At 38.8% G+C, this 16,194-nt stretch carries 10 protein-coding genes and 11 tRNA genes; 1 reads left to right on the top strand and 20 read right to left on the bottom strand.

Annotation, left to right across the window (positions count from 1 at the left end; genetic code table 11):
- Window positions 1-41 precede the first annotated feature (41 nt).
- Window positions 42-1,178 carry an alanine dehydrogenase gene (gene ald / locus CSV74_RS15200; protein WP_099692310.1) on the bottom strand — a complete coding sequence of 379 codons (1,137 nt, stop codon included), beginning with the start codon at window positions 1,176-1,178 and terminating at the stop codon, window positions 42-44.
- A 198-nt stretch (window positions 1,179-1,376) separates the two neighbouring features.
- Window positions 1,377-2,099 carry a GntR family transcriptional regulator gene (locus CSV74_RS15195; protein WP_199170367.1) on the bottom strand — a complete coding sequence of 241 codons (723 nt, stop codon included), beginning with the start codon at window positions 2,097-2,099 and terminating at the stop codon, window positions 1,377-1,379.
- A 524-nt stretch (window positions 2,100-2,623) separates the two neighbouring features.
- Here CSV74_RS15195 and CSV74_RS15190 point away from each other — a divergent pair.
- Entirely contained in the window at window positions 2,624-3,751 is a 1,128-nt protein-coding gene (locus tag CSV74_RS15190) for a response regulator (protein WP_158231820.1), read from the top strand.
- Between the two features lie 54 nt (window positions 3,752-3,805).
- Here the strand turns inward: CSV74_RS15190 and CSV74_RS15185 are convergent, their stop codons facing one another.
- From CSV74_RS15185 to CSV74_RS15100, 18 genes are all read right to left on the bottom strand, one after another.
- Entirely contained in the window at window positions 3,806-6,844 is a 3,039-nt protein-coding gene (locus tag CSV74_RS15185) for a hybrid sensor histidine kinase/response regulator (protein ID WP_099692308.1), read from the bottom strand.
- Between the two features lie 57 nt (window positions 6,845-6,901).
- Window positions 6,902-7,753, bottom strand: a complete 852-nt coding sequence (locus CSV74_RS15180; protein WP_099692307.1) for a sensor domain-containing diguanylate cyclase — start codon at window positions 7,751-7,753, stop codon at window positions 6,902-6,904.
- A 48-nt stretch (window positions 7,754-7,801) separates the two neighbouring features.
- Window positions 7,802-9,913 (bottom strand): cellulose biosynthesis cyclic di-GMP-binding regulatory protein BcsB, encoded by a 2,112-nt coding sequence (locus tag CSV74_RS15175; RefSeq protein ID WP_099692306.1) that lies wholly within the window; start codon window positions 9,911-9,913, stop codon window positions 7,802-7,804.
- Window positions 9,913-11,178: a glycosyltransferase family 2 protein gene (locus tag CSV74_RS15170; protein ID WP_099692305.1), complete on the bottom strand. Its 1,266-nt coding sequence runs from the start codon at window positions 11,176-11,178 to the stop codon at window positions 9,913-9,915. Before CSV74_RS15170 ends, CSV74_RS15175 begins: the two co-directional genes overlap by 1 nt.
- Window positions 11,171-12,880 carry a DUF2334 domain-containing protein gene (locus CSV74_RS15165; protein ID WP_158231819.1) on the bottom strand — a complete coding sequence of 570 codons (1,710 nt, stop codon included), beginning with the start codon at window positions 12,878-12,880 and terminating at the stop codon, window positions 11,171-11,173. Before CSV74_RS15165 ends, CSV74_RS15170 begins: the two co-directional genes overlap by 8 nt.
- Window positions 12,870-13,718 carry a GGDEF domain-containing protein gene (locus tag CSV74_RS15160; RefSeq protein WP_099692303.1) on the bottom strand — a complete coding sequence of 283 codons (849 nt, stop codon included), beginning with the start codon at window positions 13,716-13,718 and terminating at the stop codon, window positions 12,870-12,872. Before CSV74_RS15160 ends, CSV74_RS15165 begins: the two co-directional genes overlap by 11 nt.
- Window positions 13,702-14,805, bottom strand: coding sequence for a glycosyl hydrolase family 8 (locus tag CSV74_RS15155; RefSeq protein ID WP_099692302.1), 1,104 nt, complete (start codon window positions 14,803-14,805; stop codon window positions 13,702-13,704). Before CSV74_RS15155 ends, CSV74_RS15160 begins: the two co-directional genes overlap by 17 nt.
- Window positions 14,806-15,132: 327 nt before the next feature.
- Window positions 15,133-15,213: transfer RNA gene (locus CSV74_RS15150), tRNA-Leu, on the bottom strand.
- Between the two features lie 28 nt (window positions 15,214-15,241).
- A tRNA-Cys gene (locus CSV74_RS15145) sits at window positions 15,242-15,312 on the bottom strand.
- Between the two features lie 7 nt (window positions 15,313-15,319).
- A tRNA-Gly gene (locus tag CSV74_RS15140) sits at window positions 15,320-15,394 on the bottom strand.
- Between the two features lie 8 nt (window positions 15,395-15,402).
- Window positions 15,403-15,474 (bottom strand) — tRNA-Gln (locus tag CSV74_RS15135).
- 4 nt (window positions 15,475-15,478) lie between these two features.
- Window positions 15,479-15,554, bottom strand: a tRNA-His gene (locus CSV74_RS15130).
- A 51-nt stretch (window positions 15,555-15,605) separates the two neighbouring features.
- Window positions 15,606-15,681, bottom strand: a tRNA-His gene (locus tag CSV74_RS15125).
- A gap of 24 nt (window positions 15,682-15,705) precedes the next feature.
- Window positions 15,706-15,776: transfer RNA gene (locus tag CSV74_RS15120), tRNA-Trp, on the bottom strand.
- Between the two features lie 3 nt (window positions 15,777-15,779).
- Window positions 15,780-15,864, bottom strand: a tRNA-Tyr gene (locus CSV74_RS15115).
- 8 nt (window positions 15,865-15,872) lie between these two features.
- A tRNA-Thr gene (locus tag CSV74_RS15110) sits at window positions 15,873-15,945 on the bottom strand.
- Window positions 15,946-15,952: 7 nt separating this feature from the next.
- A tRNA-Phe gene (locus CSV74_RS15105) sits at window positions 15,953-16,028 on the bottom strand.
- Between the two features lie 48 nt (window positions 16,029-16,076).
- Window positions 16,077-16,152: transfer RNA gene (locus tag CSV74_RS15100), tRNA-Asp, on the bottom strand.
- Between the last annotated feature and the right edge of the window lie 42 nt (window positions 16,153-16,194).

The following is a 16,194-nucleotide window of genomic DNA, read 5'->3' as shown; positions in this document are numbered from 1 at the left end:
TCTTTCCCCCATTCTATTATCATTCTAACTTAACAGTAGGTTCAAAAGGAAGAAACTGGTTTTTCAGTAAAGATAGTAGATAGTGATTTATAAGGCATGTTGTGTGTAGTGGCAACCTTTTCGTATGTTACAAATCCATCATGTGTATTTACACCTTTGGCAAATGCTTCGTTTGTTTCAACCGCATTCTGTAATCCTTTATTCGCGAGTAAAACACCATAATGACTTGTATTGTTCGTCAATGATATAGTTGATGTTCTCGCTACGGCACCAGGCATGTTTGCAACAGCATAATGCAATACGCCATTTTTCAGATATGTTGGGTCATCATGTGTCGTAATACGGTCAATTGTTTCAATCGATCCTCCTTGATCAACTGCAACATCAATAATGACAGACCCTTTGGACATTTTCTTTACCATATCCTCAGAAACCAATATCGGAGCTTTAGCACCTGGTATCAGTACTGCCCCAATTAATAGATCTGCATGTTCTACTGCCTCTTGAATGTTTAGTGGATTTGACATTAAGGTTGTGATAGTTCCACCAAACATATCATCCAATTCACGGAGACGATTTGCATTGATATCAATAATGGTTACATTCGCTCTTAGACCGATCGCCATTTTCGCGGCATTTGTTCCTACAGCACCACCACCAATGATGACAACATTTGCTGGTTTAACTCCTGGTACACCACCAAGAAGAATACCTTTTCCGCCCTTGGAGTTTTCTAAAAACTGTGCACCAATTTGAACCGACATCCGCCCAGCAACCTCACTCATTGGAGCTAAAAGTGGTAATGAACCATTACTGTTCTGAATTGTTTCATAAGCGATTGCAGTTACCTTTTTCTCAACAAGTTGTCGCGTTAAATTTTCCTCGGCAGCTAAATGGAGGTACGTAAATAGAATTAAGCCTTCCCTTAAGTAACTATACTCTTCAGGTTGCGGTTCTTTGACCTTCATCACCATCTCTGCCGCCCATGCTTCACCCGCTGTAGCTACAATTTCAGCACCTGATACTCTATATTCCTCATCCGAGAAACCGCTTTCATTACCTGCCATGCTTTCCACCAACACACGATGTCCTGCATGCACAAAAGCCGTAACTCCAGATGGTGTAAGTGCAACTCGGTGTTCATTGTTCTTAACTTCACGAGGAACCCCAATAATCATGAAAATCACTCCATTCTCCCTTAATTAACCAGCACAACATTTATGCGATAGGTCGTGACGTCCGGACCAGTTGTAGTAGGTTTATAAATAGTGTATACGAAAGTGGTATTAGTTTACAATGTTTTTTTTCAATTCAGATATTTGAAAACTCAATACATCTTATTACAATACGTAATTATTGGGGGATAGCATTTAATACTACCCGAATTTTCGTGATAGATTCAATTTAAAGGAATACATATCACTCCGATAAAATGCTTCTTCCATTTCAACAACAGAACCAGCTTGATCTTTAATAATTCGCACCGCAATCATAACATTTGTATTAGCTGGAACATCCAAATACTCCATATCCTCTGGCAACAAATACCCACTCGAAATCGTTTGATCTGCCTCGGCGAACTGTATACCTAGTTCATTTTGAACTAAATCGTAAAGTGTAGCATTATCTAAATTATATTTAATTAACTCTTCTCCAATCGCAATTGGATAATAATGTCGTTCAATACCAATTGGAATATCATCCGCATAACGCACTCTTTTTATAAAATAGGCTTCTGTAAACCCAGTTCGCTCCTGAATATAAGTCGACGGTATAGTTTTGTAATGCGTGATTAGTTTTGCCCCAGGTTTCATTCCTATGTCACGGATGGCTTCCGTCGTACTACTTAAATTCCCAAGCCAATCATGAATCGGTTTTAACGAAACAAATGTACCTTTACCGTGCCTCTTTTCAAGAATCCCTTCCCGAACTAATAGATTGATGGCTTCACGCACCGTACTACGGCTAATGTTGTATTCTCCTATAAACTGGCGTTCACTCGGAATTTGTTCAGAAAAAATCCCTTCCGCTACTTGTTTTTCAATGATATCTTTTAATTGAATATGCAATGGTATCGCACTAGTATAATCAAGTTTCACTTCGGATTTCTCCTTTCTCATTGTTTCTACAGGATAGCAAAAATTGAGGAATTGTAAAGAAGAGGCATGTTTTTTTGATATAACAGGACTCGGGACAAAGTGAATTTCTGAGATAATCAAGAAATGGGAACTCAGTAATAGTAGGCATTAGAGACACCTACAGCGAATATATTTTTTGTGGTTTACCCACAAAATAAAATTCTCTCTTTTCCAGAGAATCTGTAATGCTACTATATAAAGTGTTTCATTTAGGGTGGGAACTTTAAAAAACTAGATACAATGTCCCGAGTCCTGTATTTACATCTTGTACTTAGATGTTCTCAGGTTGTCTTCATTTTTGTAAAAACATATTAACCTCAATATTTATTATAGTGCCGTTTTAAACATTCAAATATCCATAAGGATGTAGATATTATAGTTTTTAAAACTGTTTTCAATTAGCGTCAGCCTTGTTTATATTTCCACAATCTGACATAATGATAGAATGTGTTCGGGAAGTGGATAAGTTGAGGAGGAAAATCACAATGATACGGGCAATACTTGTAGACGATGAGCACCTAGCTTTAAAACAGATGAAGAAACAATTATTGAAGACAAGCGAAGTTGAAATCGTAGCCTCGTATTCCAATGCGACTGAAGTATTAAAAAATATGAGATCGATTCCATTTGATGTTATTTTCTTAGATATTGATATGCCTGGAATGAGCGGTTTAGAATTGGCGGATTTAATCTTGGATTGGAACAAAGACATATTAATTGTATTTGTAACTGCTTATCGAGATTATGCAGTGCAAGCTTTCGAGCTACATTCCATTGATTACCTATTAAAACCAATATTGCTGGATCGCCTGTTAAAAACTATCCATCGCCTACAAGAAGAATTAAGTATTCGTTCTAAAGGTAGTGTTCTCATCCCCACAGAACAGGGTCCTTCGTTTAAAATTACTTGTTTTAAGGAGTTCACGGTATATCATGAGACAGAGCAAGTGAAATGGAAAACAGCGAAAGTTAAAGAACTATTCGCCTATTTCATTACCTATGTACAGGACTCGATTCACCGTGATACACTAATCGATGCGCTTTGGCCAGAAGTTGAATATAAACGAGCCAAGATTCTCTTACATACAACTATATCCTATTTGCGCAGCTTGCTAGATTCTTTAGGGTATCCAAATGCCATTAAGTTTGCACAAGGCAGTTATTCAATGCAGTTAGACGGACTCCACTCCGACGCACAACAATTTGAACAGTATTTTAGTGAATCACCCATTGTAACTGTGCAAACGATTGCCCAATGCGAAAAGCTTCTGCAAACCTATACTGGAGACTATTTAGAAGTTAATGGTTATGAGTGGGCAGGTGCAAAGGCCAATTCATTAAGACAACTGCTACTTCATTCTCTTCAAAATGTTGCTGATTACTTCTCGTCAGACTCCCAGCCTACAAAGAAACAGAAATACTTACAACGTCTTATTGCAGCTGATCCCTACTCCGATTATTACACTCGTCAACTTATCCAGTTCCATATAAACAATGGCAACAGAGGAGAAGCTCTACGTGTTTTTAATGAACTAAAAGACTTGATTATGGAAGATCTTGGCATTACGCCAGACTCGTTAACGATGGAACTCTTTTCTTCACTTTTAGAATAAACAATCGAGGGCAATCACTGTTCTATTAGAATAGTGATTGCCCTCTTTTAGTTTTTAGAGAGTTATATAAAATGATATAGTTGTTCCTTTAGAAATCTCACTAGTAATGTCTAATCCATTTCCAAATAATTGTTTTAGACGCTTATCTGTATTTATCAATCCAATTCCTTTACCCTGCTCATTTTCGCGTTCTAATAATGTCCGTATTCTTTCATCACTCATTCCTATACCGTCATCATGTATTGAAATCTCTACATGATCTGATACTTCAACAATGGTTATCGTAACTGTTCCACCTTCTGGTAAACAAAGCACACCATGCGTAATCGCGTTTTCTACTAATGTTTGAATGGATAGAGGTGGCACCTTCACTTTCGATTGAACTCGAACATCCCACTCAATCTTTAAACGATCGTTAAAACGCTGTTGTTCAATATACGTGTATGATTTGACTAAACGCAGTTCATTCTCAAGTGGCACTAACTGATTTAGATTTTGAGTAGAAAAACTGGAATTTAAATACGTACCAAACTGGTTGATTAAATTCATCATTTTTTCCGGATCATCTTCGCTTAGTGCGGCTATAGCATTAAGCGTATTAAATAAGAAATGTGGTTTAATTTGCGCTTGCAACCATGCCGCTTCCATTGCAGTACGTTCATTCATGGATTTTTGTAAATCGGTTAAAGCTTGGACGCGTACTACTAATTCGATTCGATCCACAGGTTTTCTTACGTAATCATTTGCACCATACTGAAACCCAACTTGTACATCTTCTGCAGCACTTCGTGCCGTTAGCAGCAGAATTGGTAATTTTACAATGGAGTAGCGCTTACGTATTTGCTTACATAACTCATAACCTGACATTTGCGGCATCATCACATCTGTAATGACCAAACTCCACTTTTTCTCATCTATACAGGCGAGAGCTTGTGAACCGCTTGCGCAGGTTGTCACAACAAAACCGTTATTTTGCAAAATTTGTTTAATGACTGATCTATTTACCGGATCATCATCTACTACAAGAATCTGAGCTCCTACGTCAGGAACATTCGAGTCTGTAAATTTCGTTTCCTTACTGATTGACGTCATAGAATTTGGAGAAATCGTCTCGTCTTTAAGAGTACGCTCTTTTCCTATTGGTACTGTAAATGTAAATGTAGACCCTTCTCCTAGTTCAGATTGAACCCCGATATCACCATTATGCAAGTGAACAAGCTGTTCGCAAATGGCTAACCCTAATCCTAGACCTCCGCCAAGCGCTGTGATACTCGAATCTGCCTGTTCATATGGTTGGAAAACAGATTCTAACACATCAGGATTCATCCCAATCCCTGTATCTCGCACTGAAATCTCCGCTGTGTCCCCTACAGTCCTTGCTGTGATGACAATTTCACCAAACCCTGTGAACTTCACTGCATTATGAACCAAGTTGAAAACAATTTGGAATAAGCGATTTTCATCCCCTATAACAAAAGGAAAGTCCTTAGGAATCTGTATGCGGAAATGAATATCCTTCCCTTCAGTCATAAACTTGAGTGCATCTACCGCACTTGTTACGACCGCAGAAATATTGACTTCTTCTAAATGTAACTGAATTCCTTTTTCTTTCAATATTTGAGCATCTATTAAGTCATTTAAAATATAGGACATTCTTTTACTTATTGTTATTAAGGTTTCCATATTTTCCTTGCTTTCTTTCGACAACTGGCAATCAGTTTCATAAATTGTTTGGGAAATATTCATAATGCCGTGAAGTGGATTGCGTAATTCATGGGATGTATTTGCTAAGAATTCGTCCTTTTGGTCGCTAACTCGCTGCAACCTCTTTGCTAACGCCTGACTTTCTTTGGATACTCTAAAGAATTGTTTAAACCAAAAGACTGCAAGCAGTAGAACCGCAATCATTATGTCAAATGGATAGTAAGGCAACACAACTATACTATTTGTTTTCAAAGTGCCCCATCCAATACTATTTGCAATGCTAACTACTGCTAGTAGTAAGTAAATAACACTTGAAGTACCGTCTTTGAGAAGTAAATACAAACTAATAGCAATTATAAGAGGGACAGTGAGCATTAAGAAAGAAAACAGAAATTGCGCAACTGCAAACCACTCAAACACCCTCATGAATATATATATAACATATAATCCAAGACTCATGTAATAAGCAACAGTTACACCTATTCTCTTCTTTGTCGATCTATCTACTAAACGTTTAAAAACAAGCATCAGGAATATTACGGATGTCACGTAGGATATTGAAAACAGATGCATCCACAACTGCGGAGAGATTTCGGGAAATATGGTTAGGAAAACCCGATCATCGTCCATCAGAATCGAAATCGCTGCACTGCCAAAAACCATAGCCAAATAGAACATTTCAAGTCTTCTAGAAAAACCAAAGTAAATAATAAGAGCAAAAAGAAAATGTAAGATTAAGATACTTGCAGACAAAATCTGAAGGACAATCGATAGCGTGTAAAAAGTGGTTACATTCTTTGAATAACCGAACTGAACCGGTTCTTTAATGCCTCCGATACGTGTATGTCCAGTGTCTGCTATCTGGATAAGCACGTCAATTTCATCCACATCGCTGTCAATTGTTACAAAGAATGGTCGAGCACCTGAGCTATACTTTTCTGACGAAGTAGCGACACTTCCTTGGTTTGAAACGTTCCGTCCATTTATATAAACCTTTGACGTAGAACGGATATCTTTCATATAAAACGTATACGGTTCCATTTGTGTAGACGGATCTAGTAAAATTCGTAATTGATAAGTCCCATAAAAATAATCCGCATCTTCCGTCTCAGAACTAGCGTCAAAGTAGCTCTTCCAATCACCTGGGAGTGTAATCTCAACGGGGCTACTAGATGAGGTATCCGGTGTTATTAAACTTCTAGGATACAACAGCCATTCACCGTTTAACGGAATGGTTTCATCTGCAAAGTCTATCCCTCTAAGGTCTAGCAGCCCGTTTACCGCTTTCGGATAACTGGTCGGACCATATTGTTGCACCCATAGCAATCTAAAACCCGTAAGGATAAGTATGAAGCATCCAGTTATGAGCAACAGCTTTTTATTATTCAAAACAGCCCCCTTAACGACTTCAAGTCTTTTTCTTTTAGAATAAGTAACGCTCCCAAATTATCTATGTTTTAATAACTTGGTCCTATACATTGCAGTATCCGCAAGTTCTAATAGCCGTGATGTGTCAGTACTATCCTGTGGATAACAACTATACCCAAGACTCGTACTCACTGTAAGCTCAAAATCATCTATGACAAAACCAGTAGCAAATGCGGCATGAATGGCTTCCACAGTCCTATCAATAATAGTTGTAAATGGAATCAGAATAACAAATTCATCACCACTTACATGAAACACACTGTCTTTACAAAAGGATAGATTGCTCAATCGGTTCCCCATTTGGAATAGCAATTGATCTCCCACAGCATGCCCATACGTATCATTTACTAATTTAAAATTATCAATATCTAAATTTATCACTGAGAACTCTGAATTTTTTCTAGGATAATACTTTAAAACCTCAGTCAACTTTCTGCGGTTCGGTAAATTCGTTACTTCATTTTGAAAAGCGATCTCCTTCCATCTTATCGCATTTTTCTGTTCCGTGCGGTCTATATGAATAGAAATAATTTTATCGATTCTCCCTTCCAAATCCGCAACTGGCACAAACGTAGACTCTAAATATTTCAACTCACCGTATTTTGTGATGAAACACGTTTCCCCTTTCCAAGCTTCTCCTTGATGGATAGAGCGTGAGATACCTTCGATATTGTAAATCTGACCATCTAATAACATCGTACATTCTTTTCCGTGGAGATCTTCTAGTGTATAGTGAAACGTTTCTAAAAAGCGATTATTGACTTCTAGAAATTGCCCATCTGATGACAGATAGGCAACTAACAATGATTCTTCTAGCAGCTGATACAGCACATCTTGTTGTGGCGTATTAAAGACATCTCGTAAGAGCATTTTATTCACCTCACAATAGAATAGTTAGTATAGAAACTTTACATTTTATTAGTTCTCTCTACTCTTTAGTCGTTTTTGTTTCACCCTAATAAAGAGTCCTGCTGCGAGAATTAATAAAATTACAAATCCAACTACCCACCAGCTAGAATTCTTAAACGAACTCTTCGCGTCAGACATGTGAGCCGCTTTCAAATTACCTTTCTTCACTTCAAATTCATTTGCATTTGTATATAGATGATGTTCTTTCGTTTGAATTGCAATAGTAGACGTTTCGTTCAGATTTGTTAGCGACTCAAGGAATCGCTCGTCAATCAATTTTGCTTCAGCGCTGGCTGCATCAAAAACCATCATCGAATACCCTTTTTCATTCCAAGGATTTTCTTGAATCCAGCTATAGTGCTGAACCGCTTCTTGTAAAAATCCAAACGTTTGAAAATCGGGAATGTCATCTATGAAAGGAATGATTAAATCTTTTTCATTCTTTTTCAATATAGGTTGGAGCCCACTTCCTCCTATGAAGATGAGATGACTATTTTTTGCATCGGCTTCTTTAAACTGTTCCCCTTTAATAAGTTCGATGGCAGGGACCCTGCCAAATGCAGTTAACGAAGAGATTAACTTCGTTAGGTCATCATCTGCAACTTCTTGACCCTGTGGCAAGATGATTTTTGTTTGTTGCGCTGAATCACTAAATGGATATGGGAAACTCTTTAATGTCTTTTCGCTAGTTGAATCTCCTTCTTGGAATGTGAAATAGCTGTCTTCAGATAAGTACACCCAGCGATTTTCGTTGTTGCTATAACAAGGATTCTTTCTTCGTAAGCCATTCACTTCTACTTTTAGTGAAATTAGATGATTTTCTTGAATCGTTCCTTCTTCGATAGGAATTTTAACAGAGAATACGCCGTTCTCTTCTTCATATAGTTCCCGAATATCAATTGGATACGGAATGTTATTTATGTGAACAACTAATTCAACATCTTCACCTGAAAGTTCTACACCTTCTTCATTTTCCCTATATTTCAATGTATCTGAGCGGCGTAAAAATAGTTCTAATGTTGGTTTAGCATTCCAGCTCGGTGGGGCGTACCCGAAATACGTATCACTCACTCTATTTGTCCGGTCAAATGTAATATCACTCATCCCAAATTTCTTCAATGGAATGACACCACTCGTTTTATCAAGTGCAGGTGTCGATGTAATAATCATTTGCTGATCTGTAAGTTGTTTACTCAAAGAGTCATCAAGTAGAACTTCAACTCGGTCTTTGAATTGTTGCGGAGTTTTCACGAGAATGAACAGCGACTCCGCACTCTCGTTTAAGCGATGTCTAGATAAGAGAAGACCTTTGTCTGGAACGTTTACTTTTGCTTCAGTAAGCATCTTTTTTATCCGTTTTGTTTGAAACTCTGATTGTGTTCCAACTATAAGGAAATTTCCATCGATCACGTTCACTTTAGATTCACGTATTACTTGGACTCTTTTACTATTCTCAGACTTACTTTTTAAAAATGCAGCAATTGCACTTCCTGCGCTTTTGGTTTCTAAAGAAGGCTTATCCGGAAGGATCACTGAAACGGATTGATCATCTTTCGCACTAAAAACCTCCGGATAATCTGACAAACTGACATCTTCAGATTGTTGACCTTGCAGTTGTAAGTAAGAGTCAATTCCGATTTTCAACCAATTACTTGGCATCTCCTGGTCGACACAAATCCCTTCTTTTAGCACGCCATTAAACGATACGGTAATGGTGTGAAAACCTATCGACAGTGCTTCTTTTGGTAAAGGAATGACGATTTTGTTCGCTAACTCACTCTCCTTTAGCGCTGCGGAATGTACAGTTTGATCATCGATACTAAATGTTACAGCGGAAGGCTCAATAAGTAGTTCAGAATGCTTTAAGTGGAAAACCACCTCATTCCCAACTGTTTCCGTTTCAGTTTTCACTTCATAAAAGAATGTTTTTTCTTCTACTGGACCATAGAGCTCGATAGATCTGTTCGTTAACGATTGACGATTCTTAACTTGCTTATCAATCGGACTCACTTTAACGTCAGCTACCTGAATTTCATACTTTGCAAGTACCTGTTCTCCGACTATTGACATTCCGATAAAACAACCTATACTCATTAATAACATAACAACAAATCTATTCATTAGACATCTCCTCGTTTCTTTTCGAATCGCTCCGTCTTATACCAACGGACTTCTTGCCGGAAAATCACTCTTTTTGTTTCAAGAACTAACGCATAAAACACGAGAACAATCCACATTTGGGAATACGTAAAATACATTAAGATAACATTGAAGAAATTTTTGCGATTCATTTGTGTTTTCTCGATACTGAGCGTAATCATAACTTCAGCTAGGAATAGTAAGAATGCTAACCCCCATAAAACTAAAGCGACATTGCCTACAGACAACTGAATGTCATAAAACAGATTGATGATAAATAATGCGTTTGAGACGATGACACCGAAGAAAAAGAGAAAATACGTAAAGAAGAAGTAAAACAAATCAAAGATAATTCGCTTCCGCTTTAACTTGAAAAACTGAATTAAAAATTTTAGTACTACATATTGGTTCCCTCTTGCCCACCGAGTACGTTGCTTCCACCAAACACTAAGCGTTTCCGGTTCTTGTTCCCAAGTAATAGCAGCTGGAAAAAATCGAATGTGATAGCCTGAATCATATACCCGTACAGTTAGTTCGGTATCTTCGGCGAGTGCTTTCACATCCCACCCACCAAGCTCTTTCATAATCGACCGTCTAATTGCAAAATTTGTCCCTGGAATCGTTGCTACTTTGAACCAACTCCACCGCCCTGCTTGGGCCATCCATTGAAAACAAATCGTTTCGATGTTGATGAACCTCGTTAGCCAGGTTGCTTGAGCATTTGTCACGCGAAATTTGCCGACCACTGCGCCCGCTTTTGGATCATTTACTAACCCCATAACCAAATACCAAACTGCCATTGGCTCAGGCGTATTATCTGCGTCATAGACAACTATAACTTCACTTTCTGTTCGTTGTAAGGCATCATTTAAAGCAGAAGACTTTCCCTTACCTTTATTTTGCTCCTCTGTTTCAATTACTTTGATAAATGGATATTTATCTCCATAAAGAGCAGCTATCGCGCCCGTTCGATCGGATGAGTTATCATTTATTACAATAACTTCTAATTTTTCTTTTGGATAATACAACCGCGCCATTGCTTTCAGCGTCTGTTCAATTACAACTTCTTCGTTATGGGCAGGGATAAATACGCTCACTGTAGGCAAATCTGTCATGTTTTTTTTCCATTGCGGAATGACTTTCTCAAATGTCTTAAAGTGATGATAGCCACCTTGCATTAGAAACATATGATAGAGAAGCATCATCCATATAAGTATTAGTGATGTATAAAAAAGAATATCAGCCACTATAATCCCTCTCTCTAAACAATCGTTTTTTCAGCGCTGCGCGTAAATTTACAATGTAGATGAAAAAGGCAATGATAAACAACAAGACGACAATCGAAAGCCCCCAGAGCATTGCTTCAAGCGGTTTATCAACGGAGTTTTCCACTAAACGATTCCAAGTATTTCGATCAGATTCTACTGTTAGTTCACCGTTTGCTTGTTGGTGTACCAATACCTGATCTGTTTGCACTCGTTGTTCTGTCTCACTCAAATCCAGCCATTCAATTGTGCCGACTGAATAGATGAGTTCCAGCATTTCTTGTAAGTGTTCCATCCCTAAGTACGGATGATAAAACCCTCCAACCATAGAACCTGGTACATCTTTTAATCGTTTGACAGTGTCCTTAGCTACTTCTAAAGGATCCTCTAGCTGAGGGTTTACATAGCCAATTGTTTCAGGATACAACGTCATCCCCGATAGAATTGAAGGATTCGATACAAACAGTGGAGCGTCCATAATCTCCCAGTCCTCGTCACTCAACTGAACTTGCCCAAAAATTGAAGTGAAGTAATTTGAAGTGATTTTGTATCCTGTTGAACTCATCGTATAATGAGGCGCTTCAAAAGCGAGCGGATACAATCCAATATCCGCTAACTCTCCAATCGCTTTTTGATGTTTGGTTTCGATATAGCCTTTTTCAATTAAATCCATTTTGTCCATGATTATTCTGTATTCACTTTCTGAGCGAAACGACTCTCGTTTTGGTAACGATTCCGGCAATTTATCAGTCCGTTCCGTTGTGATTTTCTGGTTTAATTGATCATCCCAAAACTCAAAGCCTTCCCCTGTTTCTTCGTAGCGATAAGAGTGTGTATATCCGTGGCCGATAACGATTCCGCCACGACTTTGCAAATGTCGAAGCACGTTAACTAACTTCTGATTGGATTTCATAAAGACTTTTTCGCCATTCTCGTTATTCACATACACTGGAATGACCGCTAAGTAAAAAGGGATTCCCTGATCCGCTAAGTAATCTCCAGTTTCTTGTACAAGCTTATAATCTGAAACAGGAGATATGTCTTCTAGTCGGATGTAAGCGGGATGGACTGTAGGCTCTTCAACGCCCATAATTTGATGCATCTGTTTTGATAAGGCATATTTCTGATCGTTTTCAAATGCAGAAGAAGCAATATATGTCAGACGTCCATTTTTTACGATATACGGATGCTGTGCATATAAACTATTCCCGACTTCAATTAGTTCACTCCCGTCTGGAGGTATCACATCGACTACTGACATCGGAATGGAAAGTGATGTATTGTCAAGCTTGCTAATTTCAACTTCATCTTGAAACTTCCATTCGTTGAATGCTTTGAATTGACTTCCGTTATACCCAATGACAATAATCTCTCCTTTAAAACGATCGATTTCCTGAATGAGCAATGAAGGGAGTTTTATTTCAAAATCCCCTACAAAAACGACTACATCTGTTCCGCGCAATAAGTCGGGTGTGAAGTCTTCAGCAGATACGACCTGCTGTTTCATAGCAAAAGCTGAAAATGTCGCATCTAACATATGAATGTTTTCATCGACTTGTTTTTTTTCAGATGCGTAAATGAATAGAATAGTTGGCTTAGCTTCAGCCGCGCTCGAAGTATCAGTTATAGAACTCCAGCTAAAGAATATAAGTAAACCCGTTAGCACCAAAATCTTAGAGTACATAGCTAACCCTCTCACTTTCAACCTTCTCCATGAGCACTTCATAATCCATGGATTCTGAACCTGGCTCATACGTCACCTGCCCAATTAGGAACGTGAGATCTATTAAATTACCACTTAACAATTGATGGACTTTAAGTTTGTTCTCTAATTTACTTGACACTATTTCCACGGACTCGACAGTTGTATTAGTTAATAAAACTGCTAGTCTATCTGTGTCATACCTGAACTTCCGATCTGTTTGCCGCGTCAACTCCCCCAACTTATAAGCAAGTGACGAAAGAAGATGCGCTCTCTCCTTTTCACCATAAAGTTTTTGAAATTCTTCATAGTGATCCATCTGTAAAATTAGCAGTACGAAAGATCCTCCATATCGATCGATTCGCTTCATTTCCGCTGTAACTTCAAATTCCATTCGCTCTGGATTATCAAACCCTGTTTCAATATCAACAGCTGTAAATCGACGTATTCTCTCTTGAAGCTTCAAAACTAACTGCCTCTGATCAGTTAGCTGGTTTTGTATATAACCAGCAAGTAAAATCAGACCTATTAAAGCAATTCCGTAGGCCAACATATAAGGTAGAGGAACTTCAATTTCCTTTACAAAACGATTGAAAAACTGACTATCAAAGAGCACAGCACCAAGTATTAGTAAGTAGGGCAAGCTCCAAAATAACCCCGCGGCTGAACCTCTTAACAGCGTGTAACTGAGTAACAGAAGTAAAAAGGCGATTAATACAAGCCCCTCCACACCATACGGCAGCAATAAGTAGGTGGACAATTGAACTCCTAGCAATAACACTATGAGTATAAACTGACTTCCTTCAAAAAATGTTTTCATAAGCCACTGTCCTTTCTGCAATCATTGCCAACAAGTTATCAAACGTGTGCGTATCCAGTGTAGGTAAGTCGATATATCCACCGTAATATCGTTTCGAGTCATCGTTTTGCTGAAGTGTTCTCATTTGAGTAAACAATTGCTTTGCCAATTCAACCTCTTTAAGTTCTAAACACATTAAGATTGCCAGTGCATAGATGGAGGGTGCTTCATAGTCGGCGAATGGTTTACCCTCTTTCAAATCATAAACACCATACAATCGACCATGTGGTTTGGACATTTCTCGTTTAGTGAACTCCAATAATTCTGTCACGTCTCCGTTCCATTGAGCACGATGATAGCCAATATAATACTGATCGATTAAGTTCACTTTTTTGTCGTAAGTAAAGTGTTTTGTTTGAACATCAAATGATTTCGGAAAAAATCCTTTGGCTGAATATGGCATTTCCGTAAGCAAGTTAAACGTATTGTCATAGACGGTTGCAGAGATGTAGCCGCGTTGTTTCAAACGATCAAACGCATCTGGAATAATGTAACTTAGCGTGATGACAGACCCCTGCTCTTTCGATTTCAAATCGATATAATCGATTAAGTACTCTTCATTTAGCTGATATATTCTTAATCCATCTGCCATACGTTTAGCGAGTGCTGTATAGGCGGGTTTGTTCCACTTCTCTCCTGCTTCAAATAATGCATTCATAATTCGTAAATCATCGATTGACGCATTCGAGTTTGCAGCTTTTCCTTTTTTCAACTCCCATACTACTAAATATTTTTTTGTTAAGAAGTATTTCTCTAATACACGAACTTGCTGTTTAAATTGCTTTGAATCGTCCTTTACTAGTAAATACTCCATCCACAACCCAACGGTTTCCGATAAATACTCATTTTTTCTTTCTAAGATATTTGTATGAATTCGTCCGTCTCGTTTCATCAAATGATCCATCACAAATTGCTCTGCACTTAGTCGATTTACAGCTTGAGCTTCTTGTTTAATTTGAACATCCCTACCTTTATATTTTATTCCTATGCATATTCCGATAAGTATAAGAAATATTAGTATCCATATCCAACCGTTTTTTGGTTTCATAGAGTATCTATTTCCTTTCCTTGGTCGCACTATTTCTATTTACCATACTATGCAATGCATCTTACTATTCACTTACGCTATTCTTAAAGAACACTTAAATTTCTTGAAGTATACTAAAGTATATGAAAAAGCCCTTACTCATAAGAGTAAAGGCTAGTATGTAAACATACTTTATGTTATTTTATTACATCAATACAATCTGTCCTATTGTACAGTCAAATTAGCTACTTGTATTTAAACATAATAAAAAGCATCTACAAACGTTGATATTTCAACGTTTATAGATGCTTTAGGTCTTATTCAAATTAACACAATAAGACTTGGTGATACCCGAGGCCGGACTTGAACCGGCACGCCTCGCGGCATCGCATTTTGAGTGCGACGTGTCTGCCATTCCACCACTCGGGCACGTGTAAAGTAATTATATAAAATTATAAGGCGGCAACCGGAATCGAACCGGTGGTAAGGGTGTTGCAGACCCGTGCCTTACCGCTTGGCTATGCCGCCAACATAGTGGAGCGGAAGACGGGATTCGAACCCGCGACCCCGACCTTGGCAAGGTCGTATTCTACCACTGAACTACTTCCGCAAAACTGACTGGGGTAGCTGGATTCGAACCAACGAGTGACGGAGTCAAAGTCCGTTGCCTTACCGCTTGGCTATACCCCATTAATGGGGCGGACGAGGGGTATCGAACCCCCGAATGTCGGAATCACAATCCGATGCGTTAACCACTTCGCCACGCCCGCCATGTTATGATCACTTACAGTATAGTAATGAGTGTTAATGCTTTTAAAATATGGGGCGGACGAGGGGTATCGAACCCCCGAATGTCGGAATCACAATCCGATGCGTTAACCACTTCGCCACGACCGCCAAAATAATTATTTTTAAAAAATACAGGGGCAGTAGGAATCGAACCCACACCAAAGGTTTTGGAGACCTCTATTCTACCGTTGAACTATGCCCCTAAATGGTGGTGGGGGACGGATTCGAACCGCCGAACCCGGAGGGAGCGGATTTACAGTCCGCCGCGTTTAGCCACTTCGCTACCCCACCAGTAAGGATGCCGGCGAAAGGACTTGAACCCTCAACCTACTGATTACAAGTCAGTTGCTCTACCAATTGAGCTACACCGGCATATAAATGGTGGCTCAGGACGGAATCGAACCGCCGACACAAGGATTTTCAGTCCTTTGCTCTACCGACTGAGCTACTGAGCCACATTTGTTATTTTCCAGAAAGACGCTCTTCAAAGCGTATGTATAAAATGGCGGTCCCGACGGGAATCGAACCCGCGATCTCCTGCGTGACAGGCAGGCATGTTAACCGCTACACCACGGGACCTTGGTTGCGGGGACAGGATTTGAACCTGTGACCTTTGGGTTA

Source organism: Sporosarcina sp. P19 (assembly GCF_002743165.1).
GTDB classification, from domain to species: Bacteria; Bacillota; Bacilli; order Bacillales_A; family Planococcaceae; genus Sporosarcina; species Sporosarcina ureae.
This window is presented reverse-complemented; position numbering and strand designations above follow the sequence as displayed.